Origin of the sequence: Lysinibacillus sp. fls2-241-R2A-57 (genome assembly GCF_030209535.1) — a bacterium.
In the GTDB taxonomy this organism is placed as follows: domain Bacteria; phylum Bacillota; class Bacilli; order Bacillales_A; family Planococcaceae; genus Lysinibacillus.
Genome location: NZ_JARVRU010000190.1, coordinates 1 through 15,254 on the forward strand (window position 1 = coordinate 1; position 15,254 = coordinate 15,254).

At 36.6% G+C, this 15,254-nt stretch carries 16 protein-coding genes and 1 pseudogene; 8 read left to right on the top strand and 9 right to left on the bottom strand.

Annotation, left to right across the window (positions count from 1 at the left end; translation table 11 throughout):
* Positions 1–169 precede the first annotated feature (169 nt).
* Positions 170–382: pseudogene (locus QRN68_RS23470) on the top strand (GNAT family N-acetyltransferase); the annotation flags it as partial.
* Between the two features lie 295 nt (positions 383–677).
* On the opposite strand, the gene sufB reads toward QRN68_RS23470, so the two are convergent.
* The 5 genes from sufB to sufC all read right to left on the bottom strand — a co-directional run bounded on the left by sufB (position 678) and on the right by sufC (position 5,931).
* Positions 678–2,075, bottom strand: coding sequence for a Fe-S cluster assembly protein SufB (gene sufB, locus QRN68_RS23475; protein WP_031417705.1), 1,398 nt, complete (start codon positions 2,073–2,075; stop codon positions 678–680).
* A 106-nt stretch (positions 2,076–2,181) separates the two neighbouring features.
* Entirely contained in the window at positions 2,182–2,607 is a 426-nt protein-coding gene (gene sufU, locus QRN68_RS23480) for a Fe-S cluster assembly sulfur transfer protein SufU (protein WP_285399599.1), read from the bottom strand.
* The gene (locus tag QRN68_RS23485; protein WP_285399600.1) at positions 2,597–3,826 is read right to left on the bottom strand and encodes a cysteine desulfurase; all 1,230 of its coding nucleotides are present in this window, start codon (positions 3,824–3,826) and stop codon (positions 2,597–2,599) included. Before QRN68_RS23485 ends, sufU begins: the two co-directional genes overlap by 11 nt.
* On the bottom strand, positions 3,826–5,133 hold the full coding sequence (gene sufD, locus QRN68_RS23490; protein ID WP_285399601.1) for a Fe-S cluster assembly protein SufD: 1,308 nt from the start codon (positions 5,131–5,133) through the stop codon (positions 3,826–3,828). The genes QRN68_RS23485 and sufD overlap by 1 nt, the downstream gene beginning before the upstream one ends.
* An 18-nt stretch (positions 5,134–5,151) precedes the next feature.
* A complete protein-coding gene (sufC, locus tag QRN68_RS23495; protein ID WP_285399602.1) occupies positions 5,152–5,931 on the bottom strand; it encodes a Fe-S cluster assembly ATPase SufC in 780 nt (259 codons plus the stop codon).
* 823 nt (positions 5,932–6,754) lie between these two features.
* On the opposite strand from sufC, the gene gltC reads away from it, so the two are divergent.
* The 6 genes from gltC to QRN68_RS23525 all read left to right on the top strand — a co-directional run bounded on the left by gltC (position 6,755) and on the right by QRN68_RS23525 (position 10,865).
* Positions 6,755–7,657 (top strand): glutamate biosynthesis transcriptional regulator GltC, encoded by a 903-nt coding sequence (gene gltC / locus QRN68_RS23500; protein WP_285399603.1) that lies wholly within the window; start codon positions 6,755–6,757, stop codon positions 7,655–7,657.
* A gap of 37 nt (positions 7,658–7,694) precedes the next feature.
* Positions 7,695–8,192, top strand: coding sequence for a hypothetical protein (locus QRN68_RS23505; RefSeq protein ID WP_285399605.1), 498 nt, complete (start codon positions 7,695–7,697; stop codon positions 8,190–8,192).
* Complete coding sequence (locus tag QRN68_RS23510) at positions 8,189–8,548, top strand: hypothetical protein (protein ID WP_285399607.1); 360 nt, start codon at positions 8,189–8,191, stop codon at positions 8,546–8,548. Before QRN68_RS23505 ends, QRN68_RS23510 begins: the two co-directional genes overlap by 4 nt.
* The gene (locus tag QRN68_RS23515; protein ID WP_285399609.1) at positions 8,521–8,772 is read left to right on the top strand and encodes a hypothetical protein; all 252 of its coding nucleotides are present in this window, start codon (positions 8,521–8,523) and stop codon (positions 8,770–8,772) included. Before QRN68_RS23510 ends, QRN68_RS23515 begins: the two co-directional genes overlap by 28 nt.
* 96 nt (positions 8,773–8,868) lie before the next feature.
* Entirely contained in the window at positions 8,869–9,579 is a 711-nt protein-coding gene (locus tag QRN68_RS23520; RefSeq protein ID WP_285399611.1) for a LytR/AlgR family response regulator transcription factor, read from the top strand.
* A gap of 239 nt (positions 9,580–9,818) precedes the next feature.
* Positions 9,819–10,865 carry a sensor histidine kinase gene (locus tag QRN68_RS23525; RefSeq protein WP_285399612.1) on the top strand — a complete coding sequence of 349 codons (1,047 nt, stop codon included), beginning with the start codon at positions 9,819–9,821 and terminating at the stop codon, positions 10,863–10,865.
* A gap of 157 nt (positions 10,866–11,022) precedes the next feature.
* Here QRN68_RS23525 and QRN68_RS23530 read toward each other — a convergent pair whose 3' ends face one another.
* Genes QRN68_RS23530 through QRN68_RS23545 form a run of 4 tightly spaced genes read right to left on the bottom strand, consistent with a single transcriptional unit; the run spans position 11,023 to position 14,148 of the window.
* Positions 11,023–11,724 carry a hypothetical protein gene (locus tag QRN68_RS23530; RefSeq protein ID WP_285399613.1) on the bottom strand — a complete coding sequence of 234 codons (702 nt, stop codon included), beginning with the start codon at positions 11,722–11,724 and terminating at the stop codon, positions 11,023–11,025.
* Positions 11,725–11,741: 17 nt separating this feature from the next.
* Positions 11,742–12,452 carry an ATP-binding cassette domain-containing protein gene (locus QRN68_RS23535; RefSeq protein ID WP_285399615.1) on the bottom strand — a complete coding sequence of 237 codons (711 nt, stop codon included), beginning with the start codon at positions 12,450–12,452 and terminating at the stop codon, positions 11,742–11,744.
* Between the two features lie 6 nt (positions 12,453–12,458).
* Positions 12,459–13,232: an ABC transporter permease gene (locus tag QRN68_RS23540; protein WP_285399616.1), complete on the bottom strand. Its 774-nt coding sequence runs from the start codon at positions 13,230–13,232 to the stop codon at positions 12,459–12,461.
* Positions 13,222–14,148: an ABC transporter ATP-binding protein gene (locus tag QRN68_RS23545; RefSeq protein WP_285399618.1), complete on the bottom strand. Its 927-nt coding sequence runs from the start codon at positions 14,146–14,148 to the stop codon at positions 13,222–13,224. Before QRN68_RS23545 ends, QRN68_RS23540 begins: the two co-directional genes overlap by 11 nt.
* Before the next feature lie 732 nt (positions 14,149–14,880).
* Between QRN68_RS23545 and QRN68_RS23550 the strand changes: the two genes are divergently transcribed.
* A partial coding sequence (locus QRN68_RS23550) for a hypothetical protein (protein ID WP_285399619.1) occupies positions 14,881–15,254 on the top strand: 374 nt, incomplete at its 3' end.

Genomic DNA, 15,254 nt, shown 5'->3' on the forward strand with positions numbered 1-15,254 from the left:
TCGCGTTGCTCGCTCCAGGGTCTCATCTGTGACGCTGATCCCCAAGGAGTCGCCCGGCCGGCACGAAGATCAACTTATACACATAATATACGTTTTTTAAAATTCCATCCCAAACTTTGGTGACGAGACCAAAATATATGAAATTTAACGCGAAAGGGATTTGATTAAGATGATTACTGAATTACAACAAAATGAATTTTACAGGTGTAAAGGGTTACTGAATGAGCAAGGTCAATTAGAAGTAAAAGCGGTCGTAGAGGGAGTGAATCCTGGACGAATATTTGTTGATCAAATCGATACACCCCAATCAGCACTTATTTGGTTAGGTAACAATGATGGATTTCTTTTTATAGGAAATGAAGATAATAAACAATTTAAAGAAATAAAATCGTATTACTATTAATTAAAAGGAGCAGAATACGACAAGCTGCTGAAGCTGACTTACAGGGGCGCATCTACATCATTTTGAAAATCTTTATTCATTCCCGTGTCTACATCTCTATATAACCTTCTTTATTCTTCGGTTTCGGTCACCACATGGAAACCCTTGCCTTTCGCTAACAGTTTTCTACTGCCAAACCTTTTATGGATTTTCGCCACTAAGTGATTATACATGTCGGGATTACATATAAAAAACCCTTGCCACAAACATTGTTGTGACAAGGGTTGATTGAATATTAACCGATAGAACCTTCCATTTCAAACTTGATAAGACGGTTCATTTCTACTGCGTATTCCATTGGTAATTCTTTTGTGAATGGCTCGATGAAGCCCATTACGATCATTTCTGTCGCTTCTTCTTCAGAAATACCACGAGACATTAAGTAGAATAATTGTTCCTCTGATACTTTTGAAACTTTCGCTTCATGCTCTAAAGAAACATTATCATTTAAGATTTCGTTGTATGGAATTGTATCTGAAGTAGATTGATTATCCATGATTAACGTATCACATTCAATGTTAGCACGTGCACCACTTGCTTTAGGGCCGAAACGAACTTGACCCATATATGTTACTTTACCACCTTGTTTGGCAATCGATTTAGAAACGATTGTTGAAGATGTGTTTGGAGCCATATGAATCATTTTCGCACCTGCATGTTGGTGTTGTCCTTTACCTGCTAATGCGATTGATAATGTCATACCACGAGCGCCTTCACCTTTAAGGATACAAGCTGGATACTTCATTGTTAATTTAGAACCGATGTTACCGTCGATCCATTCCATCGTACCGTTTTCTTCAACAACTGTACGTTTTGTTACTAAGTTGTAAACGTTGTTCGCCCAGTTTTGAATCGTTGTATAACGGCAGTATGCATCTTTACGTACAACAATTTCTACTACTGCTGAGTGTAAAGAGTTTGTTGTGTAAACAGGAGCTGTACAACCTTCAACGTAGTGTACGTGAGCGCCTTCGTCTACGATAATTAACGTACGTTCGAATTGACCCATGTTTTCAGAGTTAATACGGAAGTAAGCTTGTAAAGGTGTTTCCACTTTTACACCTGGTGGTACATAGATGAATGAGCCACCTGACCAAACAGCTGAGTTTAGTGCAGCGAATTTGTTGTCAGTGTAAGGAATCACTTTGCCCCAGTATTGTTTGAAAATATCTTCGTTTTCACGTAAAGCTGAGTCTGTATCTTTAAACACAATACCAAGGTCTTCAAGATCTTGTTTCATATTGTGATATACTACTTCAGATTCGTACTGAGCAGATACACCTGCAAGATATTTTTGTTCTGCTTCTGGGATACCTAATTTATCAAAAGTAGCTTTGATTTCATCAGGTACTTCATCCCATGATTTTTGTGTAGCTTCAGATGGTTTTACGTAGTACGTAATTTCATCAAAATCTAAATCACCTAAATCGCCACCCCATTGCGGCATTGGTTTTGTATAAAAAGTTTCAAGTGCTTTTAAGCGGTATTCAAGCATCCACTCAGGCTCTTGTTTCATATTAGAAATTTCACGGACGATTTCTTCAGTTAAACCACGTTTTGAACGGAAAATTGATACGTCCTTGTCATGGAATCCATATTTGTAATCGCCAATATCAGGCATTTTTTTAGCCATCGTTTCTCCTCCGTTCATGAATTATTGTTATTTATCTAGTCTAAACGAAACCCCTCACCCTGAATGAAAACATGCTTTTATTCAAGTATTTATCGGGATAAATTTATTACTTTACGCCTTTTTCCATCGCTTTCCAAGCTAATGTCGCACATTTAATACGTGCAGGGAATTGAGAAACACCTTGTAGTGCCTCAACATCCTCAAGGTCATATTTTTCGCTATAGTCTTCACCCATCATCATTTTAGAGAAGATATCAGCAAGCTCTAATGCTTCCTCAACCTTTTTCCCTTTGATAAGCTGAGTCATCATTGATGCAGAAGACATCGAAATTGAGCAGCCTTCACCGTCAAACTTCGCATCCTCTACAATACCGTCAGTCACTTTAAGCGTTAAGTGAATACGGTCACCACAAGTTGGATTGTTCATATCAATCGTTACAGCATCTTCTTCAATTGATCCTTTATTACGAGGATTTTTATAATGATCCATAATGACTGATCGATATAGTTGATCTAAATTATTAAAAGACATCGCCAAAATACTCCTTCGCAGAACGTAACCCTGCAACTAGGCGGTCAATATCTTCCTCTGTGTTATACAGATAGAAGCTTGCACGCGCTGTTGCAACTTGTTGAAGACATTTCATTAGTGGCTGTGCGCAATGATGTCCTGCACGAACAGCAATACCGTTCATATCAAGAACCGTTGCCACATCATGTGGATGTACATCGTCTAAGTTAAATGTTACAAGTCCACAACGCTTCATTGGGTCACGTGGGCCGAAAATTTTAAGTCCGTCAATAGTTTCAAGCTGATCCATTGCGTAGCCTGCAAGCTTATGCTCATGCTCCGCAATATGATCTAACCCAATTTCAGTTAAGAAATCAATTGCGGCTCCTAAACCTACTGCACCTGCAATAATAGGCGTTCCACCTTCAAACTTCCACGGTAATTCTTTCCACGTTGACTCGTAAAGTCCAACAAAGTCAATCATTTCGCCACCAAATTCAATTGGCTCCATCTTTTCAAGGTGTTCCTTTTTACCATATAGTACACCTATTCCAGTTGGTCCGCACATTTTATGACCTGAGAACCCTAAGAAATCTACATCCAGATCTTGCACATCGATTTTCATATGTGGTGCTGCTTGCGCCCCATCGGCTACCATTACAGCACCGTTTGCATGCGCAATTTGAGCAATTTCTTTAATTGGATTAATCGTTCCAAGGACGTTTGACGCCATTGACACCGACACAATTTTTGTTTTAGGTGTAATTGTCGCACGAACCTTTTCTAAGTTAAGCGTGCCATCTGCTTCAAGCTCAATATATTTCAGCGTTGCATTTTTTTCCTTTGCTAGCTGTTGCCAAGGAATAATATTAGAGTGGTGCTCCATGTGAGTGATAACAATTTCATCACCCTCAGCAACATTAGCACGACCATAACTTGCTGCTACTGTATTTAAAGCAGTTGTAGTACCGCGAGTAAAAATAATTTCTTCTGTTGAGTTAGCATTGATAAACTTACGAACCTTTTCACGTGCTCCTTCATACTTATCAGTAGCACGATTTCCCAATGTGTGCACACCACGGTGAACATTAGAATTATCGAATTCATAATAATGCTTCATTGCTTCTATCACTTGAATAGGTTTTTGAGAAGTTGCTGCGCTATCAAGGTAAACAAGCTTATGACCGTTTACTTCCTGATCTAAAATCGGGAAATAGCTTTTAATGTCTTTATTCATCATTAGCGAACTTTCCTTTCAATAACCTCCGTCAGTTGCTTTTGTACGCCTTCGATTGGTAATTGCGTAACAACTGGCGCAAGGAATCCATGGATAACAAGGCGCTCTGCTTCTGCTTTCGAAATACCACGACTCATTAAATAGTAAAGTTGTAGTGGATCAACTCGACCAACAGATGCTGCGTGTCCTGCTGTTACATCGTCTTCATCGATTAATAGAATTGGGTTTGCATCGCCACGAGCTTTTTCAGAAAGCATTAATACACGTGATTCTTGTTGTGCATCAGCTTTTGTCGCACCTTGTTCGATGTAACCAATACCGTTAAAGATTGATTGTGCTGCGTCTTTCATGACACCATGCTTTAAGATATGACCATTTGAGTTTTTACCCCAATGACGAACTTCAGTAGTAAAGTTAAGTTTTTGTTCACCGCGACCAACAACTACTGTTTTTGTGTCAGCATGTGAACCGTCACCGATTAGATGTGTAATGTTTTCAGAAATAGTATCTGAATCATTCATTAAGCCAAGAGCCCAATCTACTTTCGCATCACGAGCTAAACGTGCGCGGCGATTAACATAAGTAGTATATCCTTTTGCAAGTACATCAACCGCACCGTAAGTAACTTGTGCATTATCTTGAACGACTACTTCTGCAATAATATTTGCTTGACCTTTTGCTTCTTCAACTGTTGAAATATATGTTTCAACATACGTTACAGCTGAATTTGCTTCAGCTACAACTAACACGTGGTTATATAATGAAGCTTCTGCGTTATCGTTTAAGAATACAACTTGAAGCGGCTGTTCAATAATTACATTTTTCGGTACATATACGAACACACCACCATTAACAAGTGCCGCATGAAGCGCTGTTAATTTATGCTCATCAACTTTTACAGCTTCTGTCATAAAGTACTTTTTAACAAGGTCTCCATGCTCACGAATCGCTGTTAAAATATCTGTAAAAATAACACCTTTATCAGCTAGTTCTTGTGATGTTTTAATGAAAGCTGGTGTGTTATTACGTTGAACATAAAGATTTTCTTGAGCCTCAAGATCAATTAAACCTTTTGCTTCTTCTGGTAATGCATCAAGTGAAGCAAATCCTTCACTATCAACTGTATGAGTTGGGAAATTCAAGAAATCCCATTTTGTAATATTTGTTCTGTCTGGTTTTGGCATATCTAAACCAGTTACTTTGTCTAGTGCTGCCGCGCGAAGCTCTGTAAACCAAGCCGGTTCACCGTTTGCTTCTGAGAACGAGCGCACGTCCTGTACCGTTACAGGCAAGTTAAGTTCCACTGTCATGCTAGTTCGTCCTCCCTCTTATGCTTCTTGTTCTTCTGTTTCTTCTTCGATACCTAATTCTTTTTTAATCCAGTCATAGCCTTCCGCTTCTAAACGTTGTGCTAATTCTTCGCCACCTGATTTAACAACGCGACCTTGCATCATTACGTGTACATGGTCTGGAGTAATGTAGTTAAGTAGGCGTTGGTAGTGAGTGATCATTAAGCAACCAAAACCTTCACCACGCATTGCATTGATACCTTTTGATACAACTTTAAGCGCATCAATATCAAGACCAGAGTCAATTTCATCTAAAATAGCGAAAGTTGGTTTAATCATCATTAATTGAAGAATTTCGTTACGTTTTTTCTCACCGCCAGAGAAACCTTCATTTAAATAACGTTGTGCCATATCTTCATTCATTTCAAGGAATTCCATGTTTTTATCTAATTCACGGATAAATTTCATTAGTGAAATTTCATCGCCTTCTTCACGGCGTGCATTAATAGCTGAACGTAAGAAATCAGCATTTGTTACACCCGCAATTTCAGAAGGATATTGCATTGCTAAGAATAGACCTGCTTGAGCACGCTCGTCTACTTCCATTTCAAGTACATTTTCGCCATCAAGCTCAACTGTACCAGAAGTTACTTCATATTTAGGGTGACCCATAATTGCAGAAGCTAATGTTGATTTACCAGTTCCGTTTGGTCCCATGATTGCGTGAATTTCATTTGTATTGATCGTAAGGTTTACGCCTTTTAAAATCTCTTTCCCGTCGATTTCAACGTGAAGATCTTTAATAACTAAAATTGACATGAAAATACCTCCATAGTGTGTTCAGTGAATGGTGAACCATTCCTTAATTATCATCATTCTAATCTTAACTGAAAATCGTTCTCTATGCAAACCATTTCAATCACTTTCACTGTCCTTTGATATAATCCTTAAAAACAAAGACTTTGTAAGCATTTTCAGATTATTGTCAATCGTTATTGACAATGAGAATCGACTTCCTTCATTTTCAATAAATCAACGCTAATTGAGAATGAATTTCATCTAGCAACATAGTGGAAACCTCGCAGGAAGCGCTAATTGTAGCGGTTTTGTGACAATTATGCATAAATAACAACATCTATACTATAACCTTTTTGATTAGAATGGAATCAATTAAGGGAAAGAAATTTCTAGAGTGCTAGTTGGTGAAATTAAAAGCGGAGCGGCAGCAACAGGGTTTCTTTTGTGCGAAAGCGTAGTGCATACGGAGCGGCAGCGACAACAGCACGATGTTGTCACGAAGGTGTTATCACAGGACGTGATGCTTTTAGCCTTCGTTCCTCTGCTCACTTACGCTCCAGGGTCTTATCTGTAACGCTACCCCAAGGAGTCGCCCAGCCAGAACGAAGATCAATTAAAATACCTTGTCCCAACTTTTGTTGATGAACCAAAATAAATATTTGAAGGTAATGCAATTTCTTTTAATCTATCTTAATTTTTTTCACTTCCCTACGCTTTAATGAGGCTGCTGAGGTAACCCTTCATTTAATTCGCACAGTTAACATTTGCGATCATTTTCATCTTAAATAGTATATAATTGAGGTATAATCAATCGTATTTTTCGATTAATAGAGGTGAATATTTAGTGGAGTTACGTCAATTACGTTATTTTGTTGAAGTTGCTGAGCGTGAACACATTTCAGAGGCTGCTGAACATCTTCATGTTGCTCAATCTGCAATTAGCCGACAAATTGCTAATCTAGAAGATGAATTAGGCACATCACTCTTTGAACGAGTAGGACGAAATGTTAAATTGACACCAATCGGCAAAACGTTTCTTGAGCACACAATTACCGCTCTAAAAGCCATTGATTTTGCCGCAAAGCAAGTTGAGGAATATTTAGATCCTGCTAAAGGTACGATAAAAATCGGTTTTCCAACAAGCTTGGCTAGCTATGTATTGCCAACTGTTATCTCCGCCTTCAAACGTGAATATCCAGACTTGCAATTCCAGCTCCGTCAAGGCTCCTATCGTTTTTTAATTGATGCAGTCAAAAATCGCGAATTAAATTTAGCATTTTTAGGCCCTCTTCCACCAAAGGATGAAGCGATTCAATCAACTATTTTGTTTACTGAAAACATCGCCGCTTTACTACCAGCAAAACATCCACTAGCCAAAAGGGAAAGTATTCAACTTGCCGATTTACGTAACGACTTATTTGTCTTATTCCCAGATGGCTATATTTTACATAAAGTAGCTATGGATGCCTGTCGAGCTGCCGGCTTCTTGCCAAACGTCATCTCTGAGGGCGAGGACTTAGATGCCCTAAAAGGTCTTGTCGCTGCAGGCATTGGAGTCAGCCTATTACCAGAAAGCTCCCTATATGATTCAGCTGCCCGCTTCACAGTAAAGGTGCCAATTAAATCACCTACGATTCCAAGAACAGTGGGCATAATTTCACCCGTAAATCGTGAAATTGCACCATCAGAAAAAATATTTTTAGACTTTGTCACGAACTTCTTTTCACGCCTTTCTCAATTCCAATAAAAAAATCGCCTTAGCTGGCGATTTTTTTGGGGTTTAGGTGATTCTATTTGTCTGGCTGGTGGTTCTTTCCGTCACTTTGGCGGTTCTATCCACGACTTTGGCGTTTCTATCCGTCACTTCGACGGTTCTATCGTTCGCTTTGATAATTCTATCCGTCGTTCTGGCGGTTCTTTCCGTCGTTTTGATGACCCATCCGTCGCTTGCGATTTTATCCGTCGTTTTGATAATCCTATCCATCGCTCTGGCTGTTCTATCCGTCACTTTGATGATTCTATCCGTCACTTTGATAATCCTATCCGTCGCTCTGGCGATTCTTTCCGTCGCTTTGATGACCATATCCGTCACTTGCGGTTCTTTCCGTCGCTATGATAATTCTATCCGTCGCTCTGGCGATTCTATCCACGATTTTGGCGGTTCTATCCACGACTTTAGCGGTTCTATCCACGACTTTGGCTGTTCTATCCGTCGTTTTGATAATTCTATCCGTCGTTTTGATGACCCTATCCGTCGCTTGCGATTTTATCCGTCGTTTTGATAATCCTATCCATCGCTCTGGCTGTTCTATCCGTCACTTTGATGATTCTATCCGTCACTTGCGATTCTATCCACGATTTTGGCTGCTCTATCCACGACTTTAGCGTTTCTATCCGTCACTTCGACGATTCTATCCGTCGCTTTGATAATCCTATCCGTCGCTCTGGCGATTCTTTCCGTCGCTTTGATATTCCTATCCGTCGCTCTGGCGATTCTATCCACGATTTCGGCTGTTCTATCCACGACTTTGGCGGTTCTATCCACGTCTTCGGCGGTTCTATCCGTCACTTTGATGATTCTATCCGTCACTTGCGATTTTATCCATCGTTTTGGAGGTTCTATCCGTCGTTCTGTTAATTCTATCCGTCACTCCGGCGGTTCTTTCCGTCGCTTTGATGACCCTATCCGTCACTTGCGATTTTATCCGTCGTTTTGATAATCCTATCCGTCGCTCTGGCGATTCTATCCACGATTTTGGCTGCTCTATCCACGACTTTAGCGTTTCTATTCACGACTCTGGCGATTCTATCCACGACTTTGGCGGTTCTTTCCGCCACTTTGCGTTCTTTCCATCACTTTGACTACTCTATCCGCCACTTCGGCTATCCTACTAATCAACACGCCTTACATTGTTTAAAAATTCAGAAAATTGTATAATGGTAATTGGAGGGATACTTATGATTAAGACAGCTATATGTGATGACATACCCCAAATGGCGGATGCAGTAGAAGAATTGTTAATACAATACAATCAAAAATTATTTGAGGCCAGTGTTTTCTATTATCCTCAAAATCTAATCAGTCATATGAAAAAAACTGAATTTGATTTATTTATTTTAGATATTGAATTTCCTAATACTACAGGTATTGAACTTGCCGAAATAATTCGCCAAAACAATTTAAATGTTCCTATTATATTTTTAACTAATTACAGAGAATATATGGAGGATGTCTTTAAGGTACAAACCTTTGACTACATAATCAAACCTGTAACTAAGGAGAACTTATTTCCAGTTTTAGATAGAGTAATGAGATATCTAGATGTTGGAGAAGAAAGGTTCATTTTTTCCTATAATAAAAAATCCCATAGCCTCAAATTAAATGAGCTTGTTTATTTCGAGAAAAATCGTCGCCAAGTTATTATTCATACGTTAAATGAAGTGTATGTCTCTAATATGTCTACCACTACAATTCTACCTAAACTTAATGACTATTTTGTTCAAGTACACACGTCTTTTATAGTTAATGTAAAATACATCAAAGAAATAGGGAACAATTTCCTGATATTAAAAAGAGATAATAATAACTCTATTGAAGTACCTATGAGTAGAAAATATAAAGAAACCGCTCGAGATAAAATACTAATGAAATTAAGGGACATAGTATGATAATCAACCTATTTATCCGACTACTAAGCCTTGTAACTTATATCTTCTTACTTAACTTTTTTTTCTCAAGCTGGTCATCGTCTCGAAAATTGTTTAAAAAACTAAATTTGTTAATTATCCTACTTCTTTTCTTGACTGTAGGAAGTTCCTTCATTATTAATGAAACTTTTTTGCCCTTCGTTAATATCCTACTAACAGTTTCATTGATATTGATAATTGCTAAGCAACATGATGTTCCAATGAAAGAAACTTTTTTTTGGACAATCATTCTTTTAGCAATTAATTTCATATGTGAATCACTGTCACTTACATTATTCAAAAATTTATTCTCATCAACCGCCTATTATTCTAATAATACTATTTTCATTATTATTACTACTAGTTTTACTACGATTATTGGAATACTAATTTTTTCTGGAATTAAAATCTTATTTCTTAAAAAAGACAATCTTTTTCAATCCATTAATATTTCTGTATTATTAGCTCTAATTTCAATACCTGTTATTTCGATAATTGTTTTGCTAGGCTTCTTATTATCCGAGATAAACATCAACATTAATTCACAACTAATTGAGTTTTTGGTAGCATCAGGTATTCTGTGTATGAACATAGGTGTTTTGTATTTGTACAATAGTCTAATCAAACACTTAAGAAAAATAAACCATATTTCAATCCAAAAAAAAGCACTTGAATCAGAAATAAAATATATTGAAGAAGTTAAAAAAAATCAACTAAATATCAAAGCCATAAAACATGATTTAAAGAATCAGTATCTTGTTTTATTGGGTCTGCTTGATCGTAAAGCTACAGAGGAAGCAAAAGATTATTTGATGAGTTCCATTGAAGCATTAAACCAACAATCAAATTTTCACACTAACGACAGCGTACTAAATTATTTATTGAATGAGAAAATCTCAATGGCCAAAAAGGAACAAATCGATTTCAAAGTTAAGATCTTTCTATCTGAAAAAATTAGTATTGATAACGATATTCTTGCAATAATAATTGGAAACTTAGTTGACAACGCATTAGAAGCTTGCATTAGAATAAAAAAAAGTGCAGACAAAGAAATATTTCTAGTAATTAAGCAGTTCAATAAAAACCTTTTGATTGATATATCTAATACTTTCGATCCATTAGAAACTAAATCCAGAAGAAATCGCCAATATGAAGGAATAGGAGTTAGAAGTATAAATGCTTTAGTGGAAAAGAATGGTGGTCTATGTAAGCATTGGATTGAAAACAAGCAGTATTTCGTAAGTATTGTACTTTTTGATGTATATTAACAGGTTTGCTAATCAACCATTTTCATCACTTTATGACTATAATATTTTTAATAGATAATCACTTGAACTCAAGATTCTCATTTTTAAGGCCGAGTGATTATCTATTTATTGTGGTTTGATTCCCAACAAACGAGGCCAATAGTGATAAAAGCAAGGTTTATATAGTTTCACTTTCATCTATTCTTTTACCAACACAATGAAGTATAGGAAACATTGCCAATAATACACATAAAGCTCCTATGGTTGCTGCAAATTGAAAGTTTATCAACGAAAGTGCAGAAACGTTAGCCAATACAACAATAGAAATAATGCTAGTAATTACTGTATACATCGTTGATGAAAAATAAATACCGATAAAGCTAGAAAAGAGTACGATTGATAACGTTAATAGTACACAAACTACTGCAACAAAAATAAAATCCACCCAATAACTTTTAATTGGTTTATTTAGTATTGGAAAAATAGTTTCTCCTATTGAAAAAATTGAGTTGACTAATAGAAGTGCTACAAATTGAGACAAACCCAAGATACATCCAAATACTATGTTCTTGATTAAATACAATCTACTCCTCTTTATTGGATATAAAAAAACTCTATTTCTATTATCCCCAACATAATTTTTAACAATATAACGGCTTATTGCTACGGCACCATATACTGAAATAATACACATAGTGATTGTGCTTGCTAAACTAACTATTGCTGGGTAACTTGTTAAAATATCATCTCCATCATTTCCCTCAAATTTTCCTACGATTACAAAAAAATAAGTAAAAATCAATTGAGAAAGAAAGGTTAATGCAAATGTTGGAAATATTATTTTCTTCATTTTAGAAATCTCAAACTGATAATGATTCATTTAATAAATACCTCCATTTATTTCGCAGTTAATTGGTTGTAATAGTCTAATATTCCGCCTTCATAAATACGGTTAATATCATCAATTTTTCTCTTTTCACTCGTTTTACCATTTGACATAAAAACAATATCAGTTGAAATATCTTCAAGGTCCGCGAAAGTATGACTTGTGATAAGTATAATTTTTTCTCTTGCTAAAGATTTCAAAATGTTCTTAACTAGTTCAATTCCATCAGGGTCTAGTCCATTAAAAGGTTCATCTAAAACTAAAATTTCCGGATTGTGTGTCAGAGCTATTGCCAATTGTAGTCTTTGCTTCATCCCTAAAGACATTTTTCCAACAACCGCTTCTGGAGAAACATTCAATTTCACCTGCTGCAAAAGAGGTCGCCATGAGCTAGGTTTTTTTACCCCATAATAGTGAAAATGTTCTTCAAATAACTCATGTACAGTAAGTCCAGAAATACTGTCTAAAGAAGTAAATATCGTCCCTATTTTCTGTAAGTTTTTATAATTATCCATTTGTGAAACAAGATTATCATCAAACCAAATTTCCCCCTCATCAACAACAACCAACCCACAGATACTTTTCAACAAAGTAGTCTTCCCTGCACCATTGGGCCCTATTAGAGCATGTATCCCTCCTCGTTCGAAACACAAATACTCTACATCAATCACTAGATCATTCTTAATATATTTTTTTAAATTTATTAGCCTGATTTGATTCATATTGACTTACTCCTTTCTCGACAGGGCAAATAATGATAATCCAAAAGTAAATAGTGCCCATACAATGACCACAAATAAATTCACAAATGAAATTGATCCTAGGCCAAATAATGTAGCCCTAATCAGATTACTCGTTGGTACAAAGGGAAGTACATTGTATATAACTGCCATCCAATCCGGAAGTCTATCAGCAGGGTAAGTAATAGGAGAAAACAGTAGGCCTCCTATCATAATAATTTGTGTAACCAGTGCAACTAAATTCGAAGGTAGCCAATATGCTATCGCAAAGCCAATAGAAATCATTGTTACTTGTGCCAGCAAAATAATAAGAATACTCATAAGAGATACGTTGATTGATATATTAAATCTAATCATAGCAGCAAAGCATGACATAAATATTCCGGGTAGTGAAGCGATACCCCATATGAAAATATCCGCAAACAGAATACTCATACGATTAACCGGTAAAGTCTTTTGATATTTCACAATTCCATCTTGTTTTGCAGTATTAACTATTTGAGCTGCTAAAACACAACCAACAGCAATAATCCCCAAAGTAATTGCACCTGAAGATAGATAAAGTGAAGTTTCTTCATCTATTTCCGGTATCAATAAAGCAAGTCCATATACAATGGCGAGAGCTAAAGCTACTTGAGCTATACTAAAGGTTGGCAATAAATATTTGTGCCTAATCAAACTCCAACGCATCAATCCCCAAAACTGTAGTAAACGATCGTTTTTTGGCATTGCTTCAGAATGCATTTCAAGTTTACTCTTCATTTGTCAACTCTCCGTATAGATTATTTATTGAAGATGGTGCAAGCCGATAATTGACTACTTCTTTTTCATTGATTTTTCTTAACACCCAATCCAAAGCATCTGGAACTTGTTTATGTGTTAGCTCGAAATCATATTGCATGTCTTCATCATTAAAAACAATATCTAGTACTTCCGGGAAATCATTCAAGTCCAAAGAACTATTAACCGTTATTGTTAGTAAGTTTGATACAGGTAATCCCAAATTTACTTCTCTAATTGGAGAATCCTTAATTAATTTCCCTCGATCCATTAGAAGATATCTGTCAGTGTATTGTTCTACTTCTAACAAATTGTGCGTGACTACAACAATAATATGTCCTTTTTGCGCAAGTTTCCTCAAGTATCTCCAGATGGTTTTTCTTCTCACGGGGTCTACATCATTTGTAGGTTCATCTAATAAAATAATAGGTGGAGGTGCTACAACTGCCATAGCAAATGAAGTAAGTCTTTGCAATCCTCCAGATAATTTTTCTCCAGATTTATTTGCCCATTCCTCAATCTGCAATTCCTGAATTATGTCATCAGCCAGTTGCTTATTTTCATAGCCACTAACACCTTTTATTCTTAAAACTGACTCAACAGATTGTCTCAATGTCACACCAGCTAACGGTGCATGAAACTGCGGCATCATTGATATTAAGCTTCGAGCAACTTTAGTTTCTTTAACCAAAGAATGTCCCTGATAAGTTATAGAACCGCTGTCTGGTTTTGTTACACCAATTATTTGGTTTAGGAATGTTGTTTTACCAGCACCATTGTGACCTGTTAGAGCTACAACTTCACCCGCAGAAAAACAAGTCGATATGTTATCATTTGCTCGTACATTGCCTTTTCGATAGCTTTTACTAATTGAGTGGATGCATAAACTATTTTTCATTTCTTCACCTCTTTATTGATAATTTCTCAGGCGTGTTGATTAGCGAAAATTATATAGTAGATTTTTAATAAATCAGCTGCGTAGACATCAAAATTTCGGATATGTGCTTCTGCCATTCTCGTGGAAGAGCAGCACAAAGAAACAGGCGTGTAAAACCTACGAAAGATAAGGACCTTACATGTTTTTCTGATTAATCCAACGATGTAAAATCTTAAAGTACGTAGTGCAACAACAAACGTGACAACTTCTCGAATGAATTAAATAAAAACCAAAGGCAAGATTATCAGAATAACCTCACTTTTGGTTTGCGGCTGTCATTAAATGATAATCCACCATGCTGTAGCATCAACCTTTACCCTTTGCTAACTCTAACATTTTTCAAAGCTATCCCTACCTGCGTATTAAATTACACCTATGCATAATAAGGTGCATTTAATCACATATAGGATTTAGTATGCTTTCAACTTAAAAATTAAAAGACTTTACTTGCTATCGTTACATTCATCATAATACTAAATTCAAAAAAATTGATAAGCTGTAACAATTGACACTCTAGATGTAATGATTAACCTTGTGTGATTAATAAATCAAATATGGTCAAATACTTTCACCACCCAATCGGAAACAAGAAATAGAAGATTTTTGATAAATACAATGCAGTTTTAGATTTCATTAGGAACTTCTCAATTCCAATAAAAAAATCGCCTTAGCTGGCGATTTTTTTAGGCTTATGTGATTCTATCTGTCACTTCGATAGTCCTATCCGTCGCTCTGGCTGTTCTTTCCGTCACCTTGATGATTCTATCCACGATTTTGGCTACTCTATCCACGACTTTAGCGTTTCTATCCGTCACTTCGACGGTTCTATCCTTCGCTTTAATGATTCTTTCCGTCGTTCTGGCTGTTCTTTCCGTCACTTTGATGATTCTATCCGTCGCTTTGGCGATTCTATCCACGATTTTGGCTACTCTATCCACGACTTTAGCGTTTCTATCCACGACTTTGGCTCTTCTATCCACGACTTTGGCTCTTCTATCCACGACTTTGGCTCTTCTATCCACGACTTTGGCTCTTCTATCCACGACTTTGGCTCTTCTATCCACGAC

Excerpts from the sequence above, each read along its gene's own strand:
- sufB (WP_031417705.1), bottom strand. The coding sequence starts at position 2,075 with ATGGCTAAAAAAATGCCTGATATTGGCGATTACAAATATGGATTCCAT.
- sufU (WP_285399599.1), bottom strand. The coding sequence starts at position 2,607 with ATGTCTTTTAATAATTTAGATCAACTATATCGATCAGTCATTATGGAT.
- QRN68_RS23485 (WP_285399600.1), bottom strand. The coding sequence starts at position 3,826 with ATGATGAATAAAGACATTAAAAGCTATTTCCCGATTTTAGATCAGGAA.
- sufD (WP_285399601.1), bottom strand. The coding sequence starts at position 5,133 with ATGACAGTGGAACTTAACTTGCCTGTAACGGTACAGGACGTGCGCTCG.
- sufC (WP_285399602.1), bottom strand. The coding sequence starts at position 5,931 with ATGTCAATTTTAGTTATTAAAGATCTTCACGTTGAAATCGACGGGAAA.
- QRN68_RS23520 (WP_285399611.1), top strand. The coding sequence starts at position 8,869 with ATGATTAAGACAGCTATATGTGATGACATACCCCAAATGGCGGATGCA.
- QRN68_RS23525 (WP_285399612.1), top strand. The coding sequence starts at position 9,819 with ATGAAAGAAACTTTTTTTTGGACAATCATTCTTTTAGCAATTAATTTC.
- QRN68_RS23530 (WP_285399613.1), bottom strand. The coding sequence starts at position 11,724 with ATGAATCATTATCAGTTTGAGATTTCTAAAATGAAGAAAATAATATTT.
- QRN68_RS23535 (WP_285399615.1), bottom strand. The coding sequence starts at position 12,452 with ATGAATCAAATCAGGCTAATAAATTTAAAAAAATATATTAAGAATGAT.
- QRN68_RS23540 (WP_285399616.1), bottom strand. The coding sequence starts at position 13,232 with ATGAAGAGTAAACTTGAAATGCATTCTGAAGCAATGCCAAAAAACGAT.
- QRN68_RS23545 (WP_285399618.1), bottom strand. The coding sequence starts at position 14,148 with ATGAAAAATAGTTTATGCATCCACTCAATTAGTAAAAGCTATCGAAAA.